The sequence below is a fragment of the Pseudoalteromonas sp. SWXJZ94C genome (assembly GCF_015864385.1).
Taxonomy (GTDB): Bacteria; Pseudomonadota; Gammaproteobacteria; order Enterobacterales; family Alteromonadaceae; genus Pseudoalteromonas.
The window spans coordinates 34,317-59,316 of record NZ_JADYXF010000019.1 but is presented as its reverse complement, the minus strand read 5'-3'; the positions used below and the strand labels follow the sequence as shown (position 1 = coordinate 59,316).

Annotated in this window: 20 protein-coding genes; 2 read left to right on the top strand and 18 right to left on the bottom strand. The window is 38.6% G+C overall.

The genetic code is table 11. The features are described from left to right. Nucleotides 1-6: 6 nt before the first annotated feature. From lgt to rppH, 4 genes are all read right to left on the bottom strand, one after another. On the bottom strand, nt 7-810 hold the full coding sequence (gene lgt / locus I6F65_RS09990; RefSeq protein ID WP_024610622.1) for a prolipoprotein diacylglyceryl transferase: 804 nt from the start codon (nt 808-810) through the stop codon (nt 7-9). A 13-nt stretch (nt 811-823) separates the two neighbouring features. Beyond that, a complete protein-coding gene (locus I6F65_RS09985) occupies nt 824-1,633 on the bottom strand; it encodes a sulfite exporter TauE/SafE family protein (RefSeq protein ID WP_024610623.1) in 810 nt (269 codons plus the stop codon). An 87-nt stretch (nt 1,634-1,720) separates the two neighbouring features. Further along, nucleotides 1,721-3,985, bottom strand: a complete 2,265-nt coding sequence (gene ptsP / locus I6F65_RS09980) for a phosphoenolpyruvate--protein phosphotransferase (protein WP_024610624.1) — start codon at nt 3,983-3,985, stop codon at nt 1,721-1,723. A 30-nt stretch (nt 3,986-4,015) separates the two neighbouring features. Beyond that, on the bottom strand, nt 4,016-4,534 hold the full coding sequence (gene rppH, locus I6F65_RS09975; RefSeq protein WP_024610625.1) for an RNA pyrophosphohydrolase: 519 nt from the start codon (nt 4,532-4,534) through the stop codon (nt 4,016-4,018). Nucleotides 4,535-5,097: 563 nt separating this feature from the next. Between rppH and mutH the strand changes: the two genes are divergently transcribed. Further along, nucleotides 5,098-5,769 (top strand): DNA mismatch repair endonuclease MutH, encoded by a 672-nt coding sequence (gene mutH / locus I6F65_RS09970; protein ID WP_024610626.1) that lies wholly within the window; start codon nt 5,098-5,100, stop codon nt 5,767-5,769. Between the two features lie 198 nt (nt 5,770-5,967). On the opposite strand, the gene eno is transcribed toward mutH, so the two are convergent. The 5 genes from eno to rlmD form a co-directional block, all read right to left on the bottom strand. Beyond that, nucleotides 5,968-7,266 carry a phosphopyruvate hydratase gene (gene eno / locus I6F65_RS09965; RefSeq protein WP_024610627.1) on the bottom strand — a complete coding sequence of 433 codons (1,299 nt, stop codon included), beginning with the start codon at nt 7,264-7,266 and terminating at the stop codon, nt 5,968-5,970. 113 nt (nt 7,267-7,379) lie between these two features. After that, nucleotides 7,380-9,014 (bottom strand): CTP synthase, encoded by a 1,635-nt coding sequence (locus I6F65_RS09960; protein ID WP_166110486.1) that lies wholly within the window; start codon nt 9,012-9,014, stop codon nt 7,380-7,382. A 635-nt stretch (nt 9,015-9,649) separates the two neighbouring features. Continuing rightward, nucleotides 9,650-10,444, bottom strand: a complete 795-nt coding sequence (gene mazG / locus I6F65_RS09955; protein WP_024610629.1) for a nucleoside triphosphate pyrophosphohydrolase — start codon at nt 10,442-10,444, stop codon at nt 9,650-9,652. 2 nt (nt 10,445-10,446) lie between these two features. Further along, entirely contained in the window at nt 10,447-12,603 is a 2,157-nt protein-coding gene (gene relA, locus I6F65_RS09950) for a GTP diphosphokinase (RefSeq protein ID WP_166110480.1), read from the bottom strand. Nucleotides 12,604-12,611: 8 nt separating this feature from the next. After that, a complete protein-coding gene (gene rlmD / locus I6F65_RS09945) occupies nt 12,612-13,937 on the bottom strand; it encodes a 23S rRNA (uracil(1939)-C(5))-methyltransferase RlmD (RefSeq protein WP_197112709.1) in 1,326 nt (441 codons plus the stop codon). 124 nt (nt 13,938-14,061) lie between these two features. Here rlmD and barA point away from each other — a divergent pair, with 124 nt between their 5' ends. After that, a complete protein-coding gene (barA, locus tag I6F65_RS09940; RefSeq protein ID WP_166110474.1) occupies nt 14,062-16,848 on the top strand; it encodes a two-component sensor histidine kinase BarA in 2,787 nt (928 codons plus the stop codon). 26 nt (nt 16,849-16,874) lie between these two features. On the opposite strand, the gene pdxJ is transcribed toward barA, so the two are convergent. The 9 genes from pdxJ to I6F65_RS09895 all read right to left on the bottom strand — a co-directional run bounded on the left by pdxJ (nt 16,875) and on the right by I6F65_RS09895 (nt 24,999). Further along, nucleotides 16,875-17,606, bottom strand: coding sequence for a pyridoxine 5'-phosphate synthase (gene pdxJ / locus I6F65_RS09935; RefSeq protein ID WP_166110471.1), 732 nt, complete (start codon nt 17,604-17,606; stop codon nt 16,875-16,877). Between the two features lie 22 nt (nt 17,607-17,628). Then, nucleotides 17,629-18,321: a DNA repair protein RecO gene (gene recO, locus I6F65_RS09930; protein ID WP_197112701.1), complete on the bottom strand. Its 693-nt coding sequence runs from the start codon at nt 18,319-18,321 to the stop codon at nt 17,629-17,631. A gap of 20 nt (nt 18,322-18,341) precedes the next feature. Further along, nucleotides 18,342-19,274, bottom strand: coding sequence for a GTPase Era (gene era, locus I6F65_RS09925; RefSeq protein WP_024610584.1), 933 nt, complete (start codon nt 19,272-19,274; stop codon nt 18,342-18,344). Next, nucleotides 19,264-19,941, bottom strand: a complete 678-nt coding sequence (gene rnc, locus I6F65_RS09920; RefSeq protein ID WP_024610585.1) for a ribonuclease III — start codon at nt 19,939-19,941, stop codon at nt 19,264-19,266. The genes era and rnc overlap by 11 nt, the downstream gene beginning before the upstream one ends. Before the next feature lie 2 nt (nt 19,942-19,943). Then, the gene (lepB, locus tag I6F65_RS09915; RefSeq protein WP_166110465.1) at nt 19,944-20,879 is read right to left on the bottom strand and encodes a signal peptidase I; all 936 of its coding nucleotides are present in this window, start codon (nt 20,877-20,879) and stop codon (nt 19,944-19,946) included. Nucleotides 20,880-20,894: 15 nt separating this feature from the next. After that, complete coding sequence (gene lepA, locus I6F65_RS09910) at nt 20,895-22,682, bottom strand: translation elongation factor 4 (protein WP_024610587.1); 1,788 nt, start codon at nt 22,680-22,682, stop codon at nt 20,895-20,897. Nucleotides 22,683-22,957: 275 nt separating this feature from the next. Beyond that, nucleotides 22,958-23,407, bottom strand: a complete 450-nt coding sequence (locus tag I6F65_RS09905; RefSeq protein ID WP_166110462.1) for a SoxR reducing system RseC family protein — start codon at nt 23,405-23,407, stop codon at nt 22,958-22,960. Nucleotides 23,408-23,426: 19 nt separating this feature from the next. Next, entirely contained in the window at nt 23,427-24,377 is a 951-nt protein-coding gene (locus I6F65_RS09900) for a MucB/RseB C-terminal domain-containing protein (protein ID WP_024610589.1), read from the bottom strand. Nucleotides 24,378-24,381: 4 nt separating this feature from the next. Then, nucleotides 24,382-24,999: a sigma-E factor negative regulatory protein gene (locus I6F65_RS09895; protein WP_024610590.1), complete on the bottom strand. Its 618-nt coding sequence runs from the start codon at nt 24,997-24,999 to the stop codon at nt 24,382-24,384. Nucleotide 25,000: the final 1 nt, after the last annotated feature.

Genomic DNA, 25,000 nt, shown 5'->3' with positions numbered 1-25,000 from the left:
TTCTTATTATGCTTTAGCTGTGGTTATTTGTTTAGGTTGCTTATATGCCCAAATTAATAAGCCTAAACCACCTACAATCATTGGCAACGAAAGTATTTGTCCCATTGATATAAAGTCGGCAAATAAACCTAATTGCGCATCAGGTTGGCGGAAGTACTCAATACAGAACCTAAATACGCCATAACCTAATAAAAACACACCTGCTACACTGCCCGCTGGGCGAGGCTTTTTAATAAACCAATGTAGTATCAAAAACAGCACTAAGCCTTCAAAAAATGCTTCGTATAACTGTGATGGATGACGCGCAAGTGGCCCGCCAGTAGGAAATACCATTGCCCATGGCACATCGGTAACTCGGCCCCATAACTCGCCATTTATAAAGTTGCCAATACGCCCTGCTAATAATCCTACAGGTACGAGTGGTGCAACAAAATCGCCAACTTGAAGAAGTGATTTTTTACGCGTCCACGAAAAAATAGCGACGGCAGCTATAACGCCTAATGTTCCACCATGAAACGACATTCCACCTTGGTCTATTCTAAATAAATAAAGTGGGTTTTCTATAAAGTAACTAAACTGGTAAAACAATACATACCCAATACGTCCACCAAGAATAACTCCCAGCATGCTGTAAAATAGGAAGTCGCTCACCTGCTCTTTAGTCCAACCAGAGTTTGGTTTTGACGCTTGGCGATTAGCAAACCACATCGCAAATGCAAAACCTATTAAATACATTAATCCGTACCATCGTACGCTTAGTGGTCCAACTGAAAAAATAATTGGATCGATTTGAGGAAACTCAAGTGACATAAAAAATAAACCTTTAGCTAAAAATCATTTTAATTGCGATAACAACAAGCAATACCGCGAAAACTTTCTTTATTGTATTTACTGGTAAATAGTGCGTTGCTTTAGCCCCTAAAGGTGCGACAAACCACGATGTAATTACAATCCCAAATAATGCGGGAAGATACACAAACCCAACAAAACCGTCTTTAAAATCTGTAACCTGCCAACCAGCACTGATGTACCCAATAGAGCCAAACAGTGCAATTACAATTCCGCATGCTGCAGCGCAACCAATGGCTTTTTTAATATCAACCGAAAAGTGGTTAAGCATAGGCACAATAAGCGCCCCGCCACCAATACCAATTAATCCCGATAGCCCGCCCATTACAGCAGAAATGCCACCTAAAATAGGACCTGCTGGTAACGGTTTTTCTGACACAGCTTTATTACGAGTAGATAGCACCATTCTTGCTGCAATAAAGACAACACTTACTGCAAATACAGTTCGTAATATTTGTTCAGGTATGAGGCTGGCTGCAAAACCACTAATAAGTGCCCCTAAAGCAACACCCGACATAACCCAAGGCGCAATTGCCCAAGGCACGTTATCATTTTTATGATGAGCCAAGGCTGAAGACGTCGAGGTAAATAATATTGAGGCAAGCGATGTTGCAATAGCAATCACTAATACATGATCTACCGAAGTTACATCGAATAAGAGTAGCAAAGCGCTGAGTACTGGGACAATAATTAAACCGCCGCCAATGCCTAATAATCCAGCTAAAAATCCGACAATACAGCCTAGTAGTGCGCAACTTGCGACCAACAGCCCTAAGTCATACATAGTTATCTCTAATACCTATTGGGAATGCATATATTAAAGGATTATTGGCATAATATATAGCACCTCTAAACATTTAGAAGTGCCGAATTATTTAGGTGTATAAAACAAATCACCGAGTTTATGATCTAGCATAAAGTTACGCGTTAAACGCAGTACTTGTTTAGCGGTAGATTGAGCCAAGCATTCAGTAAGTAATTTATCCATATCACTCACTTTTAAACGCCTTAATACCCATTTTATTTTATTGAGTGACGATAAGTTCATACTTAAGCGCCTATAACCCATTGCTATAAGTAAAATAGCACCTTCAGGATCACCGCCAAGCTCACCACACAAGCTAAACGGTATTTTGTATTGCTCGCACTCACACGCTATTTTATTTAATACTCTAAGTACACCAGGGTGATATGACGTAAAAAGATCTGCCACTCGCGCATTGGCTCTATCAACCGCTAATAAGTATTGAGTTAAATCGTTACTGCCTACCGAGCAAAAATCGACTTTTTTAGACCATTCTGGGATCATAAATACACTAGAAGGTACTTCAATCATAATGCCTATTGCTGGTTTTTCTATGGTTTTCTCTGGGTATTTTTCACTTAGTTCGTAATAAGCTTGCTCGAACAAAGCGAGCGACTCTTCTACTTCTTCGTAGCCGCTGATCATTGGCAGCATTATTTTTAAATTACCTAACCCCATATTTGCTTTAAGCATGGCTTTGAGCTGATCTAAAAATAGTTCTGGATGATCAAGACTTATACGAATACCACGCCATCCTAAAAATGGGTTTTCTTCGGTAATATTAAAGTAATCAAGTACTTTATCACCACCTATGTCTAAGGTACGCATAACCACTGGTTTTGGATGGTAGCTTTTTAATACTTCTCGGTACCAGTTTTCTTGCTCTAATTGTGAAGGAAACTGCCCTTTTTGCATAAACCACGCTTCAGTACGATACAGCCCCACGCCATCACAAATATCAACACTACTTTGCTCTGTATTGAGTTCAAGCCCTGCGTTTAATCGCAAGCTAATACGCTCACCATCGAGAGTAACGGCTTCTGAGTTTTGTTCTTCTAAAAAGCGATTATTAAGTAGGTTATCTTGATGTTGTAATCGAGTGTATTCATCGACCAACATTTGCGAAGGCGATATATATAAACGCCCTGCAAATGCATCTAAAATCATTGTTTTATTATTAAACTGCAACAAAGGTAAATCTTCAATACCCCAAATTGCCGGTATACCCATAGCTCGCGTTAAAATTGACGCATGGCTATTTACAGAACCACTAACACTAACCACTCCCGACAAGCACCCTTTAGGTACTTCAGCAAGCATAGCGGGCGTTACTGTATTAGCAATAAGAATGGTATTAGGCGGGTAATCTTTAACTGCTCGCTCCGTGTTTACAAGGTGGTGTAATACACGCAAGCCAATATCTTTAACATCAACAGCACGTTCTTTTATATATGGGTCTTGCATGGCATTAAATTGTGATATTAAACGCTCTATCACTATTTTTAGAGCGCTTTTAGCACACCAGCCTTCTTGCAATTGCATTTCAACATTATGACCTAAACTTTTAGCATCAAGTAATTGTTGGTATACATCAAATACTGCTAATGCTTCATGCGGTATAGAGTCACTTAGTGTCATTGAAAGGGTATTAAACTCTTTACGAGTGGCGGCAACTGCTTGAGTAAATAAACGTCTTTGCTCTACTACATCACTATCTTTTAAAAGTTCTATTGATTTAAAATCAAGCTTTGGAAGAAGCACAAACGCTTGGCCGATACCAATTCCTGGAGCACTCGATACCCCTTTTAAAACAGACGTTTGATGAGATGATTCATCTTGGCGTAAAACTTCTTTAATCTCAGCATGTGCTAACTGTGAAGCTAGTTGAGCTGAAAGAGTTATTAAAAACGATTCTTCATCTTGGCTAAATACACGCGCCATTTTTTGTTGAACAACAATAACGCCGAGTACTTTTTTTTGATGTACCACGGGCACAGATAAAAAAGCATTGTAGCCTTCTTCATTTACTTCGGGGGAGAGCTTAAAGCGCGGGTGAGATTTAGCAAATGCAATATTAATCGGTTCTTCGCGTTGCGCTACTAAACCAACTAAACCTTCGGTAAAACCTATTCTAAACTTACCTACCGCATCGGGGTTTAGCCCTTCGGTTGCCATAAGTACAAAATTATCTTGGCTATAATCAGCAAAATAAATAGAGCAGCACTGGGTTTTCATGGCATCTTTTACCATTTGCACAAAGCACACTAAAGCATTGTCTAAACTCGCTTGTTGCGATACAGACTCAGCAATAGATCTCAGTGTAGCCAGCATGTCCTGCTCCTTTATTTTGTACTTAGTTTTCTACCTTTTAGTTCGCCAATGATCTTTATGTTGTTCTCTCTTGTTAAAAGGCATGGCGAAAGGTGCAAACTCTTTCATTACACGTCGATAAACATCCCGTTTAAACGATACTACCTGTCTTACAGGATACCAATAACTAACCCAACGCCAATCATCAAATTCTGGATGATGAGTTTTAAGTAAGTTTACATCTTCGTCTTCACAACGTAATTTTAGTAAAAACCATTTTTGTTTTTGCCCAATACACACCGGACTAGAGTCGCGGCGGATTAATCGTTTGGGTAATTTATAGCGTAACCAATGTTTTGAACTTGCGACTATTTCTACATCTTCTGGTCGCAGCCCTACTTCTTCGTGTAATTCACGGTACATAGTTTGTTCCGGCGTTTCACCATCATCAACACCACCTTGGGGAAATTGCCAAGAATGTTGACCATAACGTCTAGCCCAAAATACCTGCCCTTGATTATTGCAAATTACAATTCCGACATTGGCACGAAAACCTTCGGCATCAATCACCTTAGTGCCTCATTTGTAAGTCGATTTTTTATGATTGTTCCACATTACCCGCAATACGGCAAACACTATTATACCCAAGCCACGTTGCGCTTTAAAATTAGGCTTTTCACAAGGGCTTAATATCAAGGTGTTACTTTACAACAATTGCATTCATTTTCGAAATAGTAACAATGCTAATTGAATTTGTGCATTAAGATAACTTTAACACGTAGTTTTACTATGCTTACTCACAGCTTGTGCATAACTTTTGTAAAACACGCTCATTTTGCAAACAAATCCACAATATAAGATCTAAAAACCCATGTTCTCCACAGAATCTGTGGATAAACTTGTTTATACATATGTATTTATCAATACAACTCTAAATTAGCTTAATCAATTATGAACGCAAATTTAAAAAATAATAATGTAGTTCAGTCACTTAACTTAATTTTCTCATTTTTTGGTGTGCATAAAATTACAGCACACACACCCTGCACAAAAAACAAACAACCCTAAAGATATCCACGGCTTAGGCTATTTGCTATCATGCTCATGATATTTATACAACTTAAATTAGTGATATGAGACCGATAAAACCACATTCAATTAATGACTTAATACAGCGCGTTAATAACATTGCAGGGCTTACACTTGGTCAATTAGCCAATGAGTATAATTTTAAAACACCTGACGATTTACTACGAGAAAAAGGCTGGACGGGACAATTAATTGAATATGTTTTAGGAGCTACAGCGGGCTCAAAGCCCCTTCCCGATTTTGAAGACTTAGGAATTGAACTTAAAACACTGCCTATTTCTTATAAAGGTAAACCGCTAGAAACAACATTTGTATCGGTTACACCTCTCATGAATGTAACCGGCATGATTTGGCATAACAGCAGTGTGCGTAAAAAACTAAACCATGTTTTATGGTTACCTATTTTAAGTGAACGCGATATAGCTCCATTTGATAGGACGATAGGCAGCGGTTTTTTATGGCAACCTACTCCTGCGCAAGATGCACTGCTACAGCGTGACTGGGAGGAGCAAATGGAGTTAATTGCACTTGGTCGAATTGATGAAATATCAGGGCATTTAGGCGATGTAATGCAAATTCGCCCTAAAGCGGCCCATAGCAAAATAGTAACCGATGCTATTGGTCCTAATGGACAAATAATAAAAACCTTACCACGTGGTTTTTATTTAAAAACGAGTTTTACTGGTGATATTTTAAAACAGCAGTTTCAGCTTTAAGTGCGCAAAAAAACGAAAGCTTCAATAAATAATTATACTTTTGTGTCCCCTTTGTTTGCACTGCGTGCGCGCGTCAGCAAGTTTAACGCCTACAACTTATTCTCACCTCTTTGAATAAAAGTATCAGGCATAAAAAATCCCCGCTTGTGCGAGGATTTTATAATCTAAATTAAAAATCAGATTCTATATGAAATAGAATTACTGACCTTTAACTTCTTTAAGACCATTGTACGGTGCTTTATCACCTAATTGCTCTTCAATACGAAGCAATTGGTTATACTTAGCAACACGATCAGAACGGCTCAATGAACCCGTTTTAATTTGACCTGCAGCAGTACCAACCGCTAAATCAGCAATTGTTGAGTCTTCAGTTTCACCTGAACGATGAGAAATAACAACAGTAAAACCAGCGTCTTTAGCCATTTTAATTGCAGCTAAAGTTTCAGTTAAAGAACCGATTTGGTTAAACTTAATTAAGATTGAGTTAGCAATACCGTTGTCGATACCACGTTTTAAAATCTTAGTGTTTGTTACGAATAAATCATCACCTACTAATTGGATTTTATCACCCATTAGTTTTGTTTGGTGTGCAAAGCCATCCCAATCAGACTCATCAAGACCATCTTCGATAGAAACAATTGGGTAGCGAGTAGTAAGATCTTGTAAGAAGAAGTTGAACTCTTCAGAAGTGAATTTTTTACCTTCACCTTTAAGGTCGTAAATGTTTGCTTCTTTGTCGTAAAACTCAGATGCAGCACAATCCATCGCTAAAGTGATGTCTTTACCTAACTCGTAACCCGCGTTTGCAACAGCAACTTTAATTGCAGCAAGTGCCGCTTCGTTAGAAGCAAGGTTAGGCGCAAAACCACCTTCATCACCAACAGCCGTTGAATGACCGTCAGCTTTAAGTACTTTAGCAAGGCTATGGAATACTTCAGCACCCATACGTAGGCCTTCGCGGAAGTTTTTAGCACCAACTGGCTGGATCATAAATTCTTGGATGTCTACAGAGTTATCTGCATGCTCGCCACCATTGATGATATTCATCATTGGAAGAGGCATTGAATAAACACCCGGTGTACCGTTTAAGTCAGCAATATGTTCGTAAAGCTCAACTTTTTTAGATTGAGCTGCTGCTTTTGCAGTCGCTAGTGATACAGCTAAGATTGCATTGGCACCTAGTTTTTCTTTATTTTCAGTACCATCTAAATCTAGCATTACTTTATCAACAGCGCTTTGTTCTAATGCGTTTTGACCAGCTAGAGCGTCTGCGATTTCGTTATTGATAAAACCAACAGCTTTTAATACGCCTTTGCCTAAATAACGTGTTTTGTCACCATCACGTAACTCTAATGCTTCGCGAGTACCTGTAGATGCACCTGAAGGTGCTGCAGCACGACCCCATGAACCATCAGCTAAATGTACATCAGCTTCAACAGTTGGGTTACCACGCGAGTCCATAATTTCGCGACCGATTACTTTTACGATTTTTGACATCTTGTTTCCTCTATATTCCCAAAATGGTGAGTTCGACTAACTTTACTACGTTTTATATAACTTAGTCAGCCCTTAAAACAAAAAAGCCGTGCAATATGCACGGCTTTTTTAAATTATGATGACGCTTTCTGGTGGATATGAGCGGCTGCTACAAACCCTTCGAATAGCGGATGACCATCACGTGGTGTTGACGTAAATTCCGGATGGAATTGAGCGGCAATAAACCAAGGGTGATCTTTATTTTCAATAATTTCTACCAGTTTTTTATCTTCTGATAAACCAGTGAAGCTCAAACCTGCTTTTTCAAGTTGCTCTACAAAGTTATTGTTAACTTCGTAACGATGACGATGACGTTCTACAATTTCATCACTACCGTACATTTCATGCACTTTAGAACCTGGTGTTAAATGACATTTTTGTGCGCCTAAACGCATTGTGCCACCTAAATCAGATTTTTCGCTGCGTGTTTCAACATTACCTTCAGCATCAAGCCATTCAGTAATTAAACCAACAACGGGAGCCGCAGATTTTGCATTAAACTCTGTTGAGTTAGCATCAGTAAGACCGGCAACATTTCGTGCATATTCAATAAGCGCTACTTGCATACCTAAACAAATACCTAAATAAGGCACCTTGTTTTCACGCGCATATTTAGCCGCTAATATCTTACCTTCAACACCACGACCACCAAAGCCGCCAGGTACTAAAATAGCGTCTAAATTAGATAACAGCTCAACACCTTTGCTTTCAAGATCTTGTGAATCTACGTATTGAATATTTATTGTTAAACGATTTTTAAGACCCGCATGCTTTAAGGCTTCGTTAACCGATTTGTACGCATCTGGTAATTCAGTGTATTTACCAACCATACCAATAGTCACTTCACCCGTTGGGTTAGACTCTTGATAAAGTACTTGTTCCCACTCAGCTAAATCAGCTTCAGGTAGATCTAAGTGAAAACGACGACATACGAAGTTATCTAATTCTTGCGTTTTTAATAGCGCTGGAATTTTATAAATACTGTCTACGTCAGGTAATGAAATAACCGCTTTTTCTTCTACGTTTGTAAATAATGAGATTTTTGCACGCTCATTATTTGGTAGTTTACGGTCTGAACGACAAATAAGAATATCTGGTTGAATACCTACTGAGCGTAACTCTTTAACAGAGTGCTGAGTTGGTTTCGTTTTAACTTCACCTGCAGGACCTAAAAATGGCACTAGCGTTAAGTGAATAAATAGCGCGCGTTCGCGGCCAATTTCAGTTCCCATCTGACGGATTGCTTCAATAAACGGTTGTGATTCTATATCACCTACTGTGCCGCCAATTTCTACAATAGCAATATCATAACCTTCAGCACCATCGTATACACGTTGCTTAATATCGTTAGTGATATGTGGAATAACCTGAATAGTTGCGCCTAGGTATTCACCACGGCGCTCACGACGTAATACGTCTTCGTATACACGGCCTTGTGTGAAGTTATTACGACTAGTCATTTTGGTACGAATAAAACGCTCGTAGTGACCTAAATCAAGGTCAGTTTCTGCGCCGTCTTCTGTAACGTATACTTCACCGTGTTGAATTGGGCTCATTGTGCCTGGGTCAACGTTGATGTAAGGATCCAGCTTTAAAATGGTAACATTTAAACCACGGGCTTCTAAAATAGCGGCCAGTGAAGCTGCGGCAATACCTTTACCCAACGAAGAAACAACTCCGCCAGTAACGAAGATAAATTTTGTACTCATGCGAACCCTAGAATATCAGGAATTAAAAGGAATATAACACCCAAAGAAGAGCCTTAGGGTATATCATCAAGACGGGGCGAAATTGTACCAAAACACGGCTAATCAATCCAGCTAAAATTAGTAAATACACGCACAAAAAACACACACTATTTAAGTACTTGTTTATCTATAATGATTGACTTTACAGCAGTAAGTTTGGTTTTTTTATAAAAATAGAATTTGTACAATAAGCTACTCTCTATAAATGGGCGATTACAGTATATAAATTGACTAAGGCGTGTTGATCTTTGGTGGTTTAATTTTCAACAGCTTATTTGGTATTTAAGCAAGGCAGAACCTGTGATGTGTGGTTTTCCCTATAAATAGGCGATAACAACAGCATAAAGGCAGGCATGCACTGCCCTTTTAGTTCTTTTTAGGGCCGACTAACTCTTTGTTGCCTAAATGTATATAGATAAGGGCCGTAAGCAGAACGCGGGAGCTTTACTCGATTTTCACTTATTCTCACATGGGTATAAGTTACAAGAGTAACGCAGGAGCAGTTACCGAGCCCACTAGGTTATAAAACTCACGCCGCGATTTAATCGCCTCTAGATTGAACAAGTTTCAATCCACAAAGTTCAACACGCCCTAAATTAGCCTGCTTTTTTTATCGCATCCCATGCGCTGTCCATTTCCTCAAAAGTCGCTGTATCAAGGCTTTTACCTTGTGCATTTAAGTAAGCTTGAACTTTTTCAAATCGGGCTGAAAACTTATTATTAGCGTTGCGCATTAATTGTTCAGGATCGCGTTTTACGTGGCGTGCAACATTAACTGTAGCAAAAAGTAGGTCGCCTATTTCCTCTGCCGTGTGATCTGAAAATGGGTCATGCTCGAGCGCTTCTTTTACTTCAAGCACTTCCTCACTCACTTTATCAAGTGCTCCATGATAGGTAGGCCAGTCAAAACCAAGTGAGGCAACACGTTGCTGAATTTTTTTAGCTTTGCTCAAGCTTGGCATATTTATAGGTATATCTTGCCAAAGCGAGGCTGTACTTTTATCTACTTTTTCGCTGCGTTCCTGTGCTTTAATTGATTGCCACTGGTACGATAACTGCTCATCTGTTAGCTCTTTTTTATCGCCAAAAACATGAGGATGACGGCGCGTAAGTTTATCGTTAAGCTGCTCTACTACACCATTAAAATCAAATAAGTTTTGCTCTTGAGCTAGTTGCGCATAAAAAATTATTTGAAATAATAAATCACCTAGTTCGTTTTTAAGTTCACCCAAGTTGCCTGATTCAATACAATCGGCAACTTCGTAAGCTTCCTCTAATGTATGTGGCACTATAGATTTAAAATCTTGCTTGAGATCCCATGGGCAGCCGTCTTTAGGATCTCGTAGTGTTTTCATTATATTAAGTAGCTTTGTAAGCGCTGTATTATTCATATTTAATGTCCACGCTTGGCATCGTGCACGCCTTCAATTTGGTGTAACTTTGAAAGCACACGATTGGTACCAGACAAATCATGCACTTCTATTTGCATGGTAAATACTGCTAACTGATTATCTCCTACCGTGTTTACATTCATATTAAGTACGTTCACTTTTTCGTTAGCTAACACTGAACTTATGTCGCGTATTAAACCCGACCTGTCGCTCGCTTCAATTTTAATACTTAGTGCATAGGAGCCATTAATATCATCAGACCAACTTACCGAAATTACGCGCTCTGGGTGCTGAGTTTTTAAATTGTTAAACGAGTCACAATCTTCTCGGTGAACACCAATACCACGCCCTTGAGTTATATAACCAATAATTTCATCACCCGGCACTGGGCGGCAACATTTAGCTACATGGCTCATTAAGCTACCAACGCCATCAACCACTATGCCATTTTTATCACCCGTTACTTTGCTAGGTGCTTTAATACGAATAACCGGCTCATCTTCTGTCCGATCACTTACAAAGTTAAGCATTTGATTTAAACGTACATCGCCTGCACCAATCGCAACCATTAAGTCATCAAGTTCTTTAAAATTAAAACGCTTAATGGCGGGCTCTAAATCTTTGTAAGTTAAATTGAGCTTTTGAAGTTCACTGTCGAGAATATCTTTACCCGCACTTAAGTTTTTGTCGCGGTCGAGCTGTTTAAACCAGTGATGAATTTTAGCTCTAGCACGAGATGACTTAATGTACCCTAATGACGGGTTTAACCAATCACGACTTGGATTTGGTTGTTTTTGGGTCAGTATTTCTACCTGATCGCCTGTTGTAAGTTGATGCGTAAACGGTACTATTTTACCAAATATTTTTGCGCCAATACACCGGTGCCCAACGTTTGAGTGAATATAGTAAGCAAAATCGAGTGGTGTTGCGCCAAGTGGTAAATCAATAATGTCGCCGCTTGGAGTAAATATGTATACGCGGTCTTCGACCACTTGGTTTTTAAGCTCTTCAGCTAAATCGCCGCCATCGACTACTTCTTCTTGCCATTGTAATAATTTACGTAGCCAGCTGATTTTTTGCTCATAACCTGAGCCGCGCCCTGGCAGTGCACCTTCTTTATATATCCAATGCGCAGCAACACCAAGCTCTGCATCTTGATGCATATCGCTGGTACGAATTTGAATCTCTACCGTTTTACCTTCAGGTCCAAATACTACGGTATGAATAGACTGATAGCCGTTTTGTTTTGGCGTCGCTACATAATCGTCAAATTCTTTATTAAGGTGGCGCCAATTTGTGTGTACGATTCCCAGCGCGCCATAACAATCTTGTAAGCGCTCAACTACAACTCGCATTGCACGAATATCGAAAAGCTGATCGAATTCGTAATTTTTTTGCGCCATTTTTTTGTAAATACTGTAAATATGCTTAGGACGCCCATACACTTGCGCCTCAATACCTGCCTCTTTCAAACGGCTTTTAACCTGTTCAACCATATCTTCCATATAGGCTTCTCGGGCTAAGCGCTTATCGTCAAGTTGCTTGGCTATACTTTTATATATATCAGGGTGAAGGTATCTAAACGATAAGTCTTCAAGCTCCCACTTTAATTGCCCTATACCTAATCGGTTGGCTAGTGGTGCAAAAATGTCGGCTGTTTCTTTTGCTGCAATTACACGTTCTTCTTCGTTGGCATCTTTTACATTGCGTAAGTGGCAAACCTGCTCAGCTAATTTAATAACCACGGCGCGCACATCTTCCACCATAGTTAATAGCATTTTTCGAATATTATCGACCTGTACATTGCCTTTACCCTGATGCGATAAAGTACTAATTGTAGCCATTTGTGCTACACCCGTTAGAAGCATTGCTACGTTATTACCTAGCTGCTCTTCAACGGTTTCAAGCGACACTAAGTCACTTAAAAAATAAGGTGTTAAATACGCAGTAGCTAGCGATTCAGCATCAAGGTTTAATTCAACTAAAATCTCGACCATTTCAATGGCCATATTTTGTCGACTTTCGTTATCGCAATTAACACATAGTGCTTGCGCTTGATTTAATAACTCAGACCTTTCGGTAGAAAGGTCGAGTGATTTAAGACGAGAGGCAAAATCACCTGTTTCATCTTGTTGATGCGATTGACGTGTAGCTACCATAATGCGCTCTACCTCCGTTGAAATAACGCCATTGTTTCGATATGTCCTGTATGAGGAAACATATTCATTAGCCCTATTTTATTAAGCTCAAAGCCTGCTTGCGAAACAATAGCGCTGTCACGGGCTAAGGTAACAGGGTCGCAAGAAACATATAAAATTGTTTTAAACTGCTTTAAAGGTAATTGCTCTAATACAGCCATTGCACCGGTGCGAGATGGATCAAGTACGAGTACATTTAAATTATCAGTAAACCATTGTGCTTTTTCAATTTTTTGCGTTAAATCAAAACAATGAAATTGCGTATTATCAATAGAGTTAGTTTGCGCATTTTGAGTAGCCATTGCAACCGCAGAAACAACTCCTTCAACACCAATTACCGTTTTCGCTTGTTTTGCCAGCACTAGTGAAAAATTACCAATACCACAAAATAAATCTAATATATTTTCATCACCATTTAAATTAAGCCAATTTGCGGCTTGCTTGAGCATAGCCTCATTAACCTGCGCATTTACCTGAATAAAGTTACCTAAACCAAATTCAAACTTAAGGTCAAACTCATCCAGGTAATAAAATGGCATTGCTGTATGTGAGTGATCAATTACATCAGTTTCACTTTGCCACACAATATTATATTTATAATTTGCAGTTGTTTGCTCAACTAACCCTTTAATTTCATCAGGTATTGCTTTTGTATGGCGAATAACAACAAAATTTTGCTCATCACTTTGACACAATTGTAGATGGCTTATACTGTGCAACGCTTTATGCTGATTAATTATTTTATCAAATAGTGTAAATACATCTACAAACGCTTCACTTAATATGGCGCACTTATTAATACTTACAATATTTTTTGAACCACTTGCTCTGTAACCTACCCTCATTTTTTTAGCTGCTTTATCAAACATCACCGCTATACGAGCGCTGCGTCTGTAATGCGTAGGCTTGCTTAATAATGGCTCTTGCCAATTTAAATTATTTTGTTTAGCAAACTTTTCAAACAACTGATTTACTGCCGCTTGTTTTTCAACAACTTGTTGGCGTGCATCTAAGTGTTGTAATTGACAACCGCCACAGTGATTATAATGCTCACAAAAAGGAGTTACGCGTGACTCACTTGCTTTAATAACCTTTTGAGTAACCGCACTACTATAGCGCGCTTTATCATCAACAATAGTTGCTTTAACTTGTTCGTTAGGTAAAGCACCACTAACAAAACACACTTTATTATTATGTTTAGCTATACCACGACCTTGATGATCCATTGCTGTTATATCGAGCACTACGGATTGCTTTTGTAGTGGCTTTTTTTTGGCTTTAAAAATTTGTGCCATTAGGTGTTACCTTAAATGCTTATTGGTTAAAACAATTAATCTGCTGCTATCGTAGATGCTTTGAGAATAGGTGTTGAACCGTATATACTCAAAGCATACTAATAATGATAAAAATGCTTCCATTATGACCAAATTAGGCTTACGCGATTCTGTTTTAACACTGACCCTGATCCCGACGGTGATCATTGGATTACTACTTGGTGGTTATTTTACAATAAATCGTTACATTGAGCTTGATGAAATTTTATATCAGCAAGGCGCAACTATTTCAGAGCCTCTTGCAATTGCGCTCGAGCAGCCCTTAATAGAAAAAAACATACAATTACTTAGCCGTTTAATTAGCTACACGCATAACAAACACTCTCCAGCTATAAAGTCGATTGCAATTTTTGATAATGACAACAAGCTACTAATGACCAGCAATTATCATCGCTCTTTTGATAAACTAATTAATCAAAAATCGCTGCAAAACTTAAATACGACTCAAATACAAGTCTCAGACGAGTTGATTACCTTTTTCAGTCCAATCATTAATCACTCTACTCATGATTCAAAATGGGACCCATCTGCATTTCAATCTCCTTTGGGCACCGTTATCTTACAGTTAAATAAAGATCAAGCTGTAATAGGTCAACAGCGTGCTCTGCTAATTAGCGGAATTGTAATTATTATCTCGTTAGTTTTTGCTGCTATTTTAGCATTAAGATTAAGCCGCATGTTTATGACGCCGTTAAATAAGTTAGTGCTCGCAACCGACAAACTCGTAGAAGGTAAAAGAAGTACGGGCTTAAACGACAGTATGATTGGTGAGTTTGAACTACTTCGTGAAGGCTTAAATACAATTGCTCAAACTATGGTGATGCAAAAAGATGAAATGCAAAAAAACATCGATCAAGCAACCAGCGACTACCGCGAAACACTAGAGCAATACGAAACTCAAAATATTGAACTCACTATGGCTAAAAAAGAGGCGCAAGATGCTAACCGCGTTAAGTCAGACTTTTTAGCAAAAATGAGTCACGAATTACGTACACCTTTAAATGGTGTAATGGGCTTTACTCGTCAGCTTTATAAAACGCCTCTTAATAAACATCAAAAAGATTATCTTGATACTATTATGCTCTCAGCAAATAGCTTAATGACTATTATTAGTGATATTTTAGACTTCTCTAAACTTGAAGCTGGTGCAATGGAACTTGAATCAATTCAGTTCCAATTACGCGATGCAATTAACGAAGTAATGACTTTACTTGCACCTAGTGCGCACGATAAACAACTTGAACTGTCTATTTATATCAATCCACAAGTACCTGATAATTTAACAGGCGATCCAACTCGCTTTAAACAAGTACTTATAAATTTATTAAGTAATGCAATTAAATTCACTGAAAAAGGCTCAATAAAGGTCGATATAAGCTATCGATTACTTGACGAGGAACGTGCATCTGTACTGGTAGCTGTTACCGATACAGGCGTAGGTATTCCTATGGATAAGCAAGACTCTTTATTTACCCCTTTTGGTCAGGCTGACTCAAGTATTACACGTAAATTTGGTGGAACTGGCTTGGGGTTAATTATTACTAAGCACATTGTTGAAGCAATGAGCGGGCGCATAACATTAAACTCAGCGCCAGGTAACGGAACCTGCTTTACCTTTAATAGTATATTTAGATTACCCAATCATGTATTTACAGACGATCTACCAAGCAAATCACTTGTTGGTAAACGTATTTTATATTTAGAGCCACATGAGCATACTCATCATGCTGTTTTGTCATTATTAACGCAGTGGCAAACTAATGTTACAGCTTGCTTTAACGAAACCAGCTTTTTAGATGCTATAAAAAATAAAGACTTTAAATACGATATTTGTCTAATTGGTCATATGGCTTCTGTTGATGATATGCAACGCCTAAAAAGCTATGTAAAAGCGGTACGCGAATCTACTGATTACTTATACTTAATGCTTAATACAGTATCGCATAATATGCGTGAAGCCTTTATTGGCAGCGGTGCAGATGCATGTTTAAGTAAACCGCTTAATCATCGTAAGCTGTGTGAGGTGCTTGCAGCTCCTTATCGACTAGACCATCCGGTACATAATATTGAACAAAATGAGCAACAATTACTTCCTCTTAAAGTGCTTATTGCTGATGATAACGATGCAAATTTAAAGCTAATTAATACATTACTTGCCGAACAAATTGAAGTGATCGACACAGCTTATAATGGTTCACAAGCTTACAGTTTAAGTAAAAGCCATAAATACGATATCATTTTTATGGATATACAAATGCCAATTATGGATGGCATTACTGCATGTAAGCTTATACAAGAGTCATCTCTAAACGAAGATACTCCTATTATTGCTGTAACAGCGCATGCACTGCATAGCGAAAAAGAACAACTTCTTAAAGATGGTTTCAAAGGCTACTTAACTAAGCCAATTGATGAGGATATGCTAAGACAAATTATTAGTGACCATAGCCCACAAACACCTATTAATCGCGACAAAACAAAAAATGATATACCGCAAAGCCCTGCCCCATTTGAAAGCAACCGAATCGATTGGGCACTTGCTTTACAACGAGCTGGTGGTAAAAGTGAACTCGCATCAGAAATGCTTAATATGCTGCTATTGAGTGTGCCAGAAACGCTCAACCTACTGGTTAAAGCAATTGAGGAAAAAGACTGCCAACAAGTACTGACTATCGTTCATAAATTTCACGGAGCATGTTGTTATACAGGTGTACCAAAGCTTAAATTATTAGCCGAGACTATCGAAACTTCACTTAAAAACAAATGCGTACTTGAAAATATTGAGCCTGAACTTTTTGAGTTACAAGATGAACTTGAAAACTTGCTTATAGATGCAAAGTTAAACGATAAAAACAAAAAAGACGCGCTATAAGCGCGTCTTTTCAAAACTAAAAATAATTAAGAACGCGCTTCGATCATTAATCGTTTCATATCACGAACGGCTTTATCTAATCCATCAATTGCCGCTCGGGCAATAATTGCGTGACCAATATTAAGCTCATAAATTTCTGGCATTGCAGCTATAGGTTTAACGTTATGATAATGAAGCCCATGTCCGGCATTTACAATTAAGCCCAAGCTTGCTGCATATTTAACGCCTTTTCGAATATGCTCTAGCTCTTTGCTTAAATCAATATCGTTTGTTGCATCAGCGTAAGCACCAGTGTGAATTTCAACATAAGGCGCACCACATTCTTTTGCTGCATCTAATTGTGCTTTGTCTGCATCAATAAATAACGATACTTTAATACCAGCTTCGCTGAGTGTTTTAGTCGCTGCTTTTATTTTTTCAATATTTCCAGCAACATCTAAACCACCTTCTGTAGTTAACTCTTCGCGTTTTTCAGGTACTAAGCATACGTATTCTGGTTTAACTTCGAGTGCAATCGCTATCATTTCATCGGTAACGGCAGTTTCAAGGTTCATACGGGTTTGAATAGTTTTGGCCATTACATAAACGTCACGATCTTGAATGTGGCGACGATCTTCACGTAGGTGAATCGTAATACCGTCTGCACCGGCATGCTCTGCTACGCTCGCTGCATGTGCTGGATCAGGATAGCTTGTACCACGTGCTTGGCGAAGCGTTGCAATGTGATCAACGTTTACACCCAAAAGAATATCTTTCATTATTTTACCTGTAAAATTACGTTTATTGAGAGGCCGTAAATAACTCACGGCTTTTTAATGGCTTATTACCTAGTAATGGTTTTAATAGATATCGGCTTAATTGCTTAGCCATATATAACACATCACTTTGGCTAAAGTCATGGTTTGCAATAGCATTAAGCTGCAAGCCACTAAAACCTGAACGAGTGTCATCTTGTATTAAAAATCCAACTTCGGGGAAATAACTATACGTTTGCGTCTCATCTATAGGCTCACCGCTGGCATCAAAATTAAAATCAACACCATAACCAAGTAGCTCCAATAATTGAAATTCGTACGAGCGAAGAACAGCTTGTAAATTAGCGCCACTATTTAAGTTCTCTAAATGAGTTTTATATAAGTGAAATACTTGTTCAATAGGCTCATTAATTGGCACTATTCGGTTAGTCAGCTCATTTAAATAAAAACCACAGTAAAGCTCATCCCCTTTTAAAAAAAGAGATCTGCCATGTAATTCAAACTTATTAATATATTTTAAGTCGTACTTGCCATTGTAATGAACAAGCAGCGATTGGAAAGGTTGTAACTGTGCTTTATGTTTAGTGGCCTGGCGACCACTAATACGTGCGAGCATTCTAAGCTGACCAACGCCCTCTACAAGCATATCAAGCATCACTTGAGAGTCACTATAGGGACGTCGATGCAATAAATAAGCAGTGTAGAAGTCGCTATCCATAAACTATATCGCTTATGAGTTTAGTCTTCACCATAACCTAGGCTACGCAGTGCACGCTCATCATCAGCCCAACCCGATTTAACTTTCACCCAAAGCTCTAAAAACACTTTATTATCAAGCATTTCTTCAATATCTTTACGTGCTTCACGACCAATGGTTTTTAGCTTTTCGCCTTTATTACCAATAACCATGCGTTTTTGTGTTTCGCGCTCAACCAAAATTAATCCATTGATGTGCCAAACACCGTTTTCTTGCCACTTAAACTGCTCAATTTCAACAGTTACAGAGTACGGAAGTTCTTCACCCATAAAGCGCATTAGCTTTTCACGGATGGTTTCAGCAGCCATAAAGCGCATTGAACGGTCAGTTACGTAATCATCTGGAAAGTAAAATTCACAAGGCTGTAAGCGCTTAGTTACTTCAGCTTTAATTAAATCAACGTTTTTACCTTGCTTAGCTGATACTGGCATAATGCCGATAAAATCAAACTTATCACCTAACCACTTCATATGAGGTAGTACAAGATCACGGTCTTTCACTTGGTCTATTTTGTTAATAACCAACAGCACAGGTTTACCACTTTGCGATACTTTATTGAGTACCATGTCGTCATCGGCATTCCAATGAGTGCCTTCAACTACAAATACAATAAGTTCTACATCGCCAATTGAACTAGATGCTGCACGATTCATTAAACGGTTAATTGCTCGTTTTTCTTCAACGTGTAGCCCTGGTGTATCAATATAAACCGCTTGGTGTTTACCTTCGGTATGAATACCCATAATACGATGGCGTGTTGTTTGTGGTTTACGTGAGGTAATACTTACTTTTTGCTCAATAATTTCATTGAGTAAAGTTGATTTACCAACGTTTGGACGTCCTACAATTGCGACCATGCCACAAAACGTATCTACATCGCCTTCGCGATGTTGTATTAAGGTATCAAGATTCATTTTTAATTATCTTCAATGCTTTTTCAGCAGCTTTTTGTTCGGCTTTTCGGCGCGAGCTACCAACAGAAATTATGCTATCCATTCCATCAACAATACATTCAACCGTGAATGTTTGATTGTGTGCTTGGCCTTGTGTATCAACAACGGTGTAGCCAGGTAAAGGCAACTTACGGCCTTGTAGATGCTCTTGCAGCAGGGTCTTCGGATCTTTTTGATTAAGCCCTGGTGAAATAGCATCCAAGCGTGATTCGTACCACGCTAATATTAGATCGCCGCAGCTATCAATACCTGAATCTAAAAATGCAGCACCAATAATAGCCTCAACTGCATCGGCAAGCGTTGACTCGCGACGAAAACCGCCACTTTTAAGCTCGCCAGGACCTAAGCGTAAATAATCACCCAGACCAAATTCAAGTCCAAACTCAGCAAGAGTTTGACCACGTACAAGTGTAGAGCGCATGCGGCTTAAATCGCCTTCACGCGCTTTAGGAAATTTAGCATAAAGTGCATTCGCAATTACAAAGCTCAAAATAGAGTCACCTAAAAATTCTAGTCGCTCATTGTGTTGACCTTTGTGGCTGCGGTGCGTCATTGCTTGTTCAAGTAAACCTTGATCAGCAAACTCATAGCCAATTTTTTTATATAGTTCGGTTACATTTTTTTTCATTGTTACTGAATATTACCTAGGCGCTCAAAACGAACACCAGTTGGAACCCATCCTGGTAAAAAATCATCAGGGCCATTCTCAAATTCAAAACTCATCCATATAAAGACAGCTTTACCCACCAAGTTTTCTTTTGGTACAAAACCCCAAAAGCGACCATCTTCACTATTGTCACGATTATCGCCCATCATGAAATAATGATCCGCAGGTACAACCCATTCATCAGAAGGTGTGCCTGGTTGTTTATAGTATCGCCCTTTTCTTTCAGCTCGTTCAGGATAAATTAAAATATCATGACCATCGTCAGTTAAAGACTCAGTTAAACGCACAGAGGTCTTTCCATTTAAATTGAATTCGCCGTTTTTGATGATTTCCATATCAATTTTATTGTACTCATTACACACCAAGTTACCTTGTTGTGTTTCACCCTCTTTACAATTTGGCTGAATAAACAAACGTTTATCACGATAAACAATCTTATCGCCAGGTAGCCCAATCGTTCTTTTTATATAGTCGATATTTTCATTTAACGGAAATTTAAAAACAACAACATCACCGCGTGATGGTTTATCTACATCTACCAACTGCGTTCGCCAAACAGGATCTTTTATTCCATAAGCGTATTTTTGTACTAAAATAAAATCACCTACTAACAGTGTAGGCATCATTGAACCCGATGGAATTTGAAACGGTTCAAAAATAAACGATCTAAAAATAGTAATTGCTGCAATCATAGGAAAAATTGACTTTGCAGTTTCAGTTACTACTGGTTCTGGCGCTATTAACGCCACTGTCTCTTCATCTAACGGAGCACCTGCAGACTTTTGCGCCATATCTAGAAGCGCTTGCCTTTTAGGTGCATATATTAAGTGATCTATTAACCATATTAAACCTGAGCCTAAAGTTAATAACACCAAAAAAACTGAAAAATAACCAGCCATTTATAATCCTTTGTTTTATTTACCAACTTTTAAAATAGCTAAAAACGCTTCTTGAGGTACTTCAACATTACCTACTTGTTTCATACGTTTTTTACCATCTTTTTGCTTTTTAAGTAGCTTTTTCTTACGGCTCACATCACCACCGTAACACTTAGCAATTACGTTTTTACGTAATTGTTTTACCGTGGTACGTGCAATAACATGTTGCCCAATAGCTGCTTGAATCGCAATATCAAACATTTGACGAGGAATAAGCTCTTTTAATGCATCAGCTAACTGACGACCGCGAGACTGTGCACCATCTCTGTGAACAATAATCGCAAGTGCATCAACGCGCTCACTATTAATTAAAATATCTACACGCACCATATCTGATGTTTGAAAGTGCTTAAAGTTATAGTCAAGCGATGCAAAACCACGACTTGTTGATTTTAATTTATCAAAAAAGTCCATTACCACTTCAGCCATAGGCAGCTCATATGTAACAGCTACTTGCTTACCGTGATAAGTCATTTTAGTTTGGCTACCACGTTTTTCAATACATAAGGTAATAACATTACCTAGGTATTCTTGAGGCACCAAAATATTAGCTTCAACAATCGGTTCACGAATTTCTAAAATATCGTTTACTGCAGGTAAATCAGACGGGTTATCAATCTGAAATGTACCTTCTTTAGTAACTATTTCATAGATTACCGTAGGTGCAGTTGTTATTAAATCAATATCGTATTCACGCTCTAAACGCTCTTGAATGATTTCCATGTGCAGCATACCTAAAAAGCCACAACGGAAACCAAAACCTAGTGCTGTTGAATTCTCTGGTTCAAAGAATAACGACGCATCGTTTAAGCTTAATTTATTAAGCGCATCGCGGAATGATTCATACTCATCTGATGCAATTGGAAACATACCTGCATAAACCTGTGGCTTAATTTTTTGAAAGCCTGGTAAACGAAGTGGTGCAGCATTTTTTTGATGAGTAATAGTGTCGCCTACTGGCGCACCATGTATCTCTTTTATGCCAGCAATAACAAAGCCTACTTCACCCGTTCTTAAAATACCGGTATTAGTTTGCTTAGGTGTAAACACACCTACCTGGTCAGCTGTATGTATATGCTCGTTCGACATTATTTTTATTTTGTCGCCAATGCGTAATTCACCATGCTTAATACGCACTAGTGATACCACGCCTTGGTATGGGTCAAACCAAGAATCTATAATAAGAGCTTGTAGAGGTCCATCTGTGTTACCTACTGGTGGCGGAACGTCTCTAACAATCATTTCAAGTACTTCAGCAATACCTACGCCTGTTTTAGCGCTACATTGCACTGCATCTAATGCATCAATACCAATAATTTCTTCAATTTCTTCTGCAACACGCAAAGGATCTGCTTGTGGTAAATCTATTTTATTAAGTACTGGAATTACTTCTAATTCCATTTCAATAGCGGTGTAACAGTTAGCTAATGTTTGTGCTTCAACACCTTGACCTGCATCAACAACAAGTAGTGCGCCTTCACACGCAGCTAAAGAACGTGATACTTCATAAGTAAAATCGACGTGTCCTGGAGTATCAATGAAATTAAGCTGATAGGTTTCGCCATCGTTCGCTTTGTAATTCAACGTTACACTTTGCGCTTTAATGGTAATACCACGTTCGCGCTCAATATCCATTGAATCCAAAACTTGTTTTTGCATTTCACGGTCTGTTAAACCGCCACAAACTTGGATCAAACGATCTGAAAGGGTCGATTTACCATGGTCAATATGGGCGATGATCGAAAAATTACGGATATGCTTCATAAACTGGATTCTATACTTCTATTTTAATGGACTAATTATGAATACCGAAGTGACTTGAAAATACTTGCTGTAGGATGCCACAAACTCAGTGCGTAAAACACAGATTCCGCTTGCGCTTTTTAAGAGGGGCTATAAATATTTTATTCATTATTAAACAACAAGTTATATAAAATAAACTTGCCTTGTTATATAAGATAAAACGATATTAAAAACCACCACTCCCTGTATTTCCAAGTTACTTTGGTATAAAACGACAATTTTACATTTAATTGGCGTCAATCACCATCTATTTGAGTTAAAGGGATACTAATTGGGTGAATTTTTATTACTTTTATATCGTGTTTAAGCGATTTAACCTGAGTTTTAGCTATAAAAAAGCCTGTAATTCCGCCAAATGCAGCAGCTAAAATTTGCCACCCTTCTGCAACTTTAAAAAGTTCAGATGCAGCTAAAGCAAAAGTAAGGCTTAAAAATAGTGGAACCATGTACACAGCAAAGGCATGTTTAACTACATGGCTGTCGTCTAACGATAAAGTAACTTTTTGACCTATCGAAACAGATGAGTCAAATTTATAGGGAAGTGTTTTTTTAGCAGTACCAAATAATTTGCTAAAGACTTGTGAGCCACAACGACCATTACAGCCTGCACAAGCTTGCTTTTGCTCTGCTTCTAAATCTGCAATGTGGCCGTTAATGGCCACAACGGTGAGTGTTTGTTCAATCATAACAATCCTTACGAATCGTTTATAACGCGCGAGTTACTGACTCTGCAATTGCTTTTGCGGTCATACTCGGTACATTACCAACAACCGATACATCAAAATTACCGCCATTATGCACATATACAGTCGTTGCACCAGAAGTTAATGCTCCGCTTAAACGCTTGCCAGGTAAAGGTCTTTGTATAAATACTGATACTTCAACAAACCCGTCTGAATATAGATAATAGTCTGTTAATTCATTATTTAAATCTAACTTATGTCTATCAGATTTTAATAATTTAAACCCATCAGGTACCCAGCTTATTTCCCAATTAGTTGCTTCATTTTCTGTATTTTCAAGAGCACTTTCAGGTAAAGGCGTTGGGAAATTGCGATTTAGCACTTCAAGAAGCATGTTTGCAGGCTGCTCAGTTACGCTGATATGCGTTAACTGTAGCTGCTCTAATGCATCACCTTCATGATTTACATAGGCCGCTTTTAATAATAAAGACGACTCCATATCAAGCCAAATCCAGTAGTTATATTTGTATTCGTCTTTAGATTCAATGCGTACTAATTGAGCTGCTCGCCCTGCTATACGTCCTTTGCCACCAAGGACAAAATCATAGTGCGCACTTAGGCGATCTATATCTTTAAATAGTACTTCAGGAATAGGTCCTGCAATTGAATCTGTTTTAAGTGAATAAGGTTCTGATTGTGGCTCAAAGTAAGTAACCTGATCATCAACTCGCACCATTTCAAGACCTGCGCCATTGAGTAAGCTTAAGTGTTCAAGTTCGGTATTACCTTGCTTTGCATGAACCCAGCGATATGGTTCCATCGTTTTACCTTTAACAACTACAAATGAAGCGTCAAAATTACGATTATGAACAGCATCAGCCATTTTGAGTAATAAATCTTTAGCGGGGTTTGTGTCGCTCGCAAACGCATTAAAGCTTAATGCAAACGACAGAACAAAAGTGATTACTTTCATTTAATTAGTTTTTTTCCTCTTGTGCTTTCGTATCATTTTGCGCTGTTTGCAGCGAGTTAGCAACACGAGCTTGGCGTTGATGCTCTAAAACAAGTGCTCCAATACGCTGTTGCTGTAATTCACGTAAGCCTTCTTCTGCATTTTCAAGTGCAGGTTCAGATGAGTAACTCACTGGCGACGCCATACCAGCAAGAGGCGTTGTTTGCAGTAGCGGTATTTCGCTTTGTTGCTCGTTATTACCTTGCGGTAATGTGTTAACACCAACAATAGCAAACATTGCTACGCTAGCGGCAATTGCAAGTTGAGCAACTGGTTTACGCCAATTAAAAGCAACGACTTTATTATCTTGTTCTGTATCACTTTTTGGCTGAGGTTGTTTGTTTGACTGACTAAAGTCAGCATAAACAGGTTCGCTTTCAAGTGCGAATGCAACGCGGTCACTTATATCAATATGTATGTCGTCGTTATTTTTTTGAGCACGCATCGCATCACCAATTAACGCATAACGACCAAACGTAGTTACATCTTGCTCTGCAATTTTTGCATCTGTTAGATGTTGTTCGCCATCAAGTAATGCTGATAACGCTTCGTTATCTAACTTGTTAAGGTGTGCTTTTGTCATA

Coding starts and splice junctions, on each gene's coding strand:
- lgt (WP_024610622.1), bottom strand. CDS start 810: ATGTCACTTGAGTTTCCTCAAATCGATCCAATTATTTTTTCAGTTGGA.
- I6F65_RS09985 (WP_024610623.1), bottom strand. CDS start 1,633: ATGTATGACTTAGGGCTGTTGGTCGCAAGTTGCGCACTACTAGGCTGT.
- ptsP (WP_024610624.1), bottom strand. CDS start 3,985: ATGCTGGCTACACTGAGATCTATTGCTGAGTCTGTATCGCAACAAGCG.
- mutH (WP_024610626.1), top strand. CDS start 5,098: ATGAGACCGATAAAACCACATTCAATTAATGACTTAATACAGCGCGTT.
- eno (WP_024610627.1), bottom strand. CDS start 7,266: ATGTCAAAAATCGTAAAAGTAATCGGTCGCGAAATTATGGACTCGCGT.
- I6F65_RS09960 (WP_166110486.1), bottom strand. CDS start 9,014: ATGAGTACAAAATTTATCTTCGTTACTGGCGGAGTTGTTTCTTCGTTG.
- mazG (WP_024610629.1), bottom strand. CDS start 10,444: ATGAATAATACAGCGCTTACAAAGCTACTTAATATAATGAAAACACTA.
- relA (WP_166110480.1), bottom strand. CDS start 12,603: ATGGTAGCTACACGTCAATCGCATCAACAAGATGAAACAGGTGATTTT.
- rlmD (WP_197112709.1), bottom strand. CDS start 13,937: ATGGCACAAATTTTTAAAGCCAAAAAAAAGCCACTACAAAAGCAATCC.
- barA (WP_166110474.1), top strand. CDS start 14,062: ATGACCAAATTAGGCTTACGCGATTCTGTTTTAACACTGACCCTGATC.
- pdxJ (WP_166110471.1), bottom strand. CDS start 17,606: ATGAAAGATATTCTTTTGGGTGTAAACGTTGATCACATTGCAACGCTT.
- recO (WP_197112701.1), bottom strand. CDS start 18,321: ATGGATAGCGACTTCTACACTGCTTATTTATTGCATCGACGTCCCTAT.
- era (WP_024610584.1), bottom strand. CDS start 19,274: ATGAATCTTGATACCTTAATACAACATCGCGAAGGCGATGTAGATACG.
- rnc (WP_024610585.1), bottom strand. CDS start 19,941: ATGAAAAAAAATGTAACCGAACTATATAAAAAAATTGGCTATGAGTTT.
- lepB (WP_166110465.1), bottom strand. CDS start 20,879: ATGGCTGGTTATTTTTCAGTTTTTTTGGTGTTATTAACTTTAGGCTCA.
- lepA (WP_024610587.1), bottom strand. CDS start 22,682: ATGAAGCATATCCGTAATTTTTCGATCATCGCCCATATTGACCATGGT.
- I6F65_RS09905 (WP_166110462.1), bottom strand. CDS start 23,407: ATGATTGAACAAACACTCACCGTTGTGGCCATTAACGGCCACATTGCA.
- I6F65_RS09900 (WP_024610589.1), bottom strand. CDS start 24,377: ATGAAAGTAATCACTTTTGTTCTGTCGTTTGCATTAAGCTTTAATGCG.
- I6F65_RS09895 (WP_024610590.1), bottom strand. CDS start 24,999: ATGACAAAAGCACACCTTAACAAGTTAGATAACGAAGCGTTATCAGCA.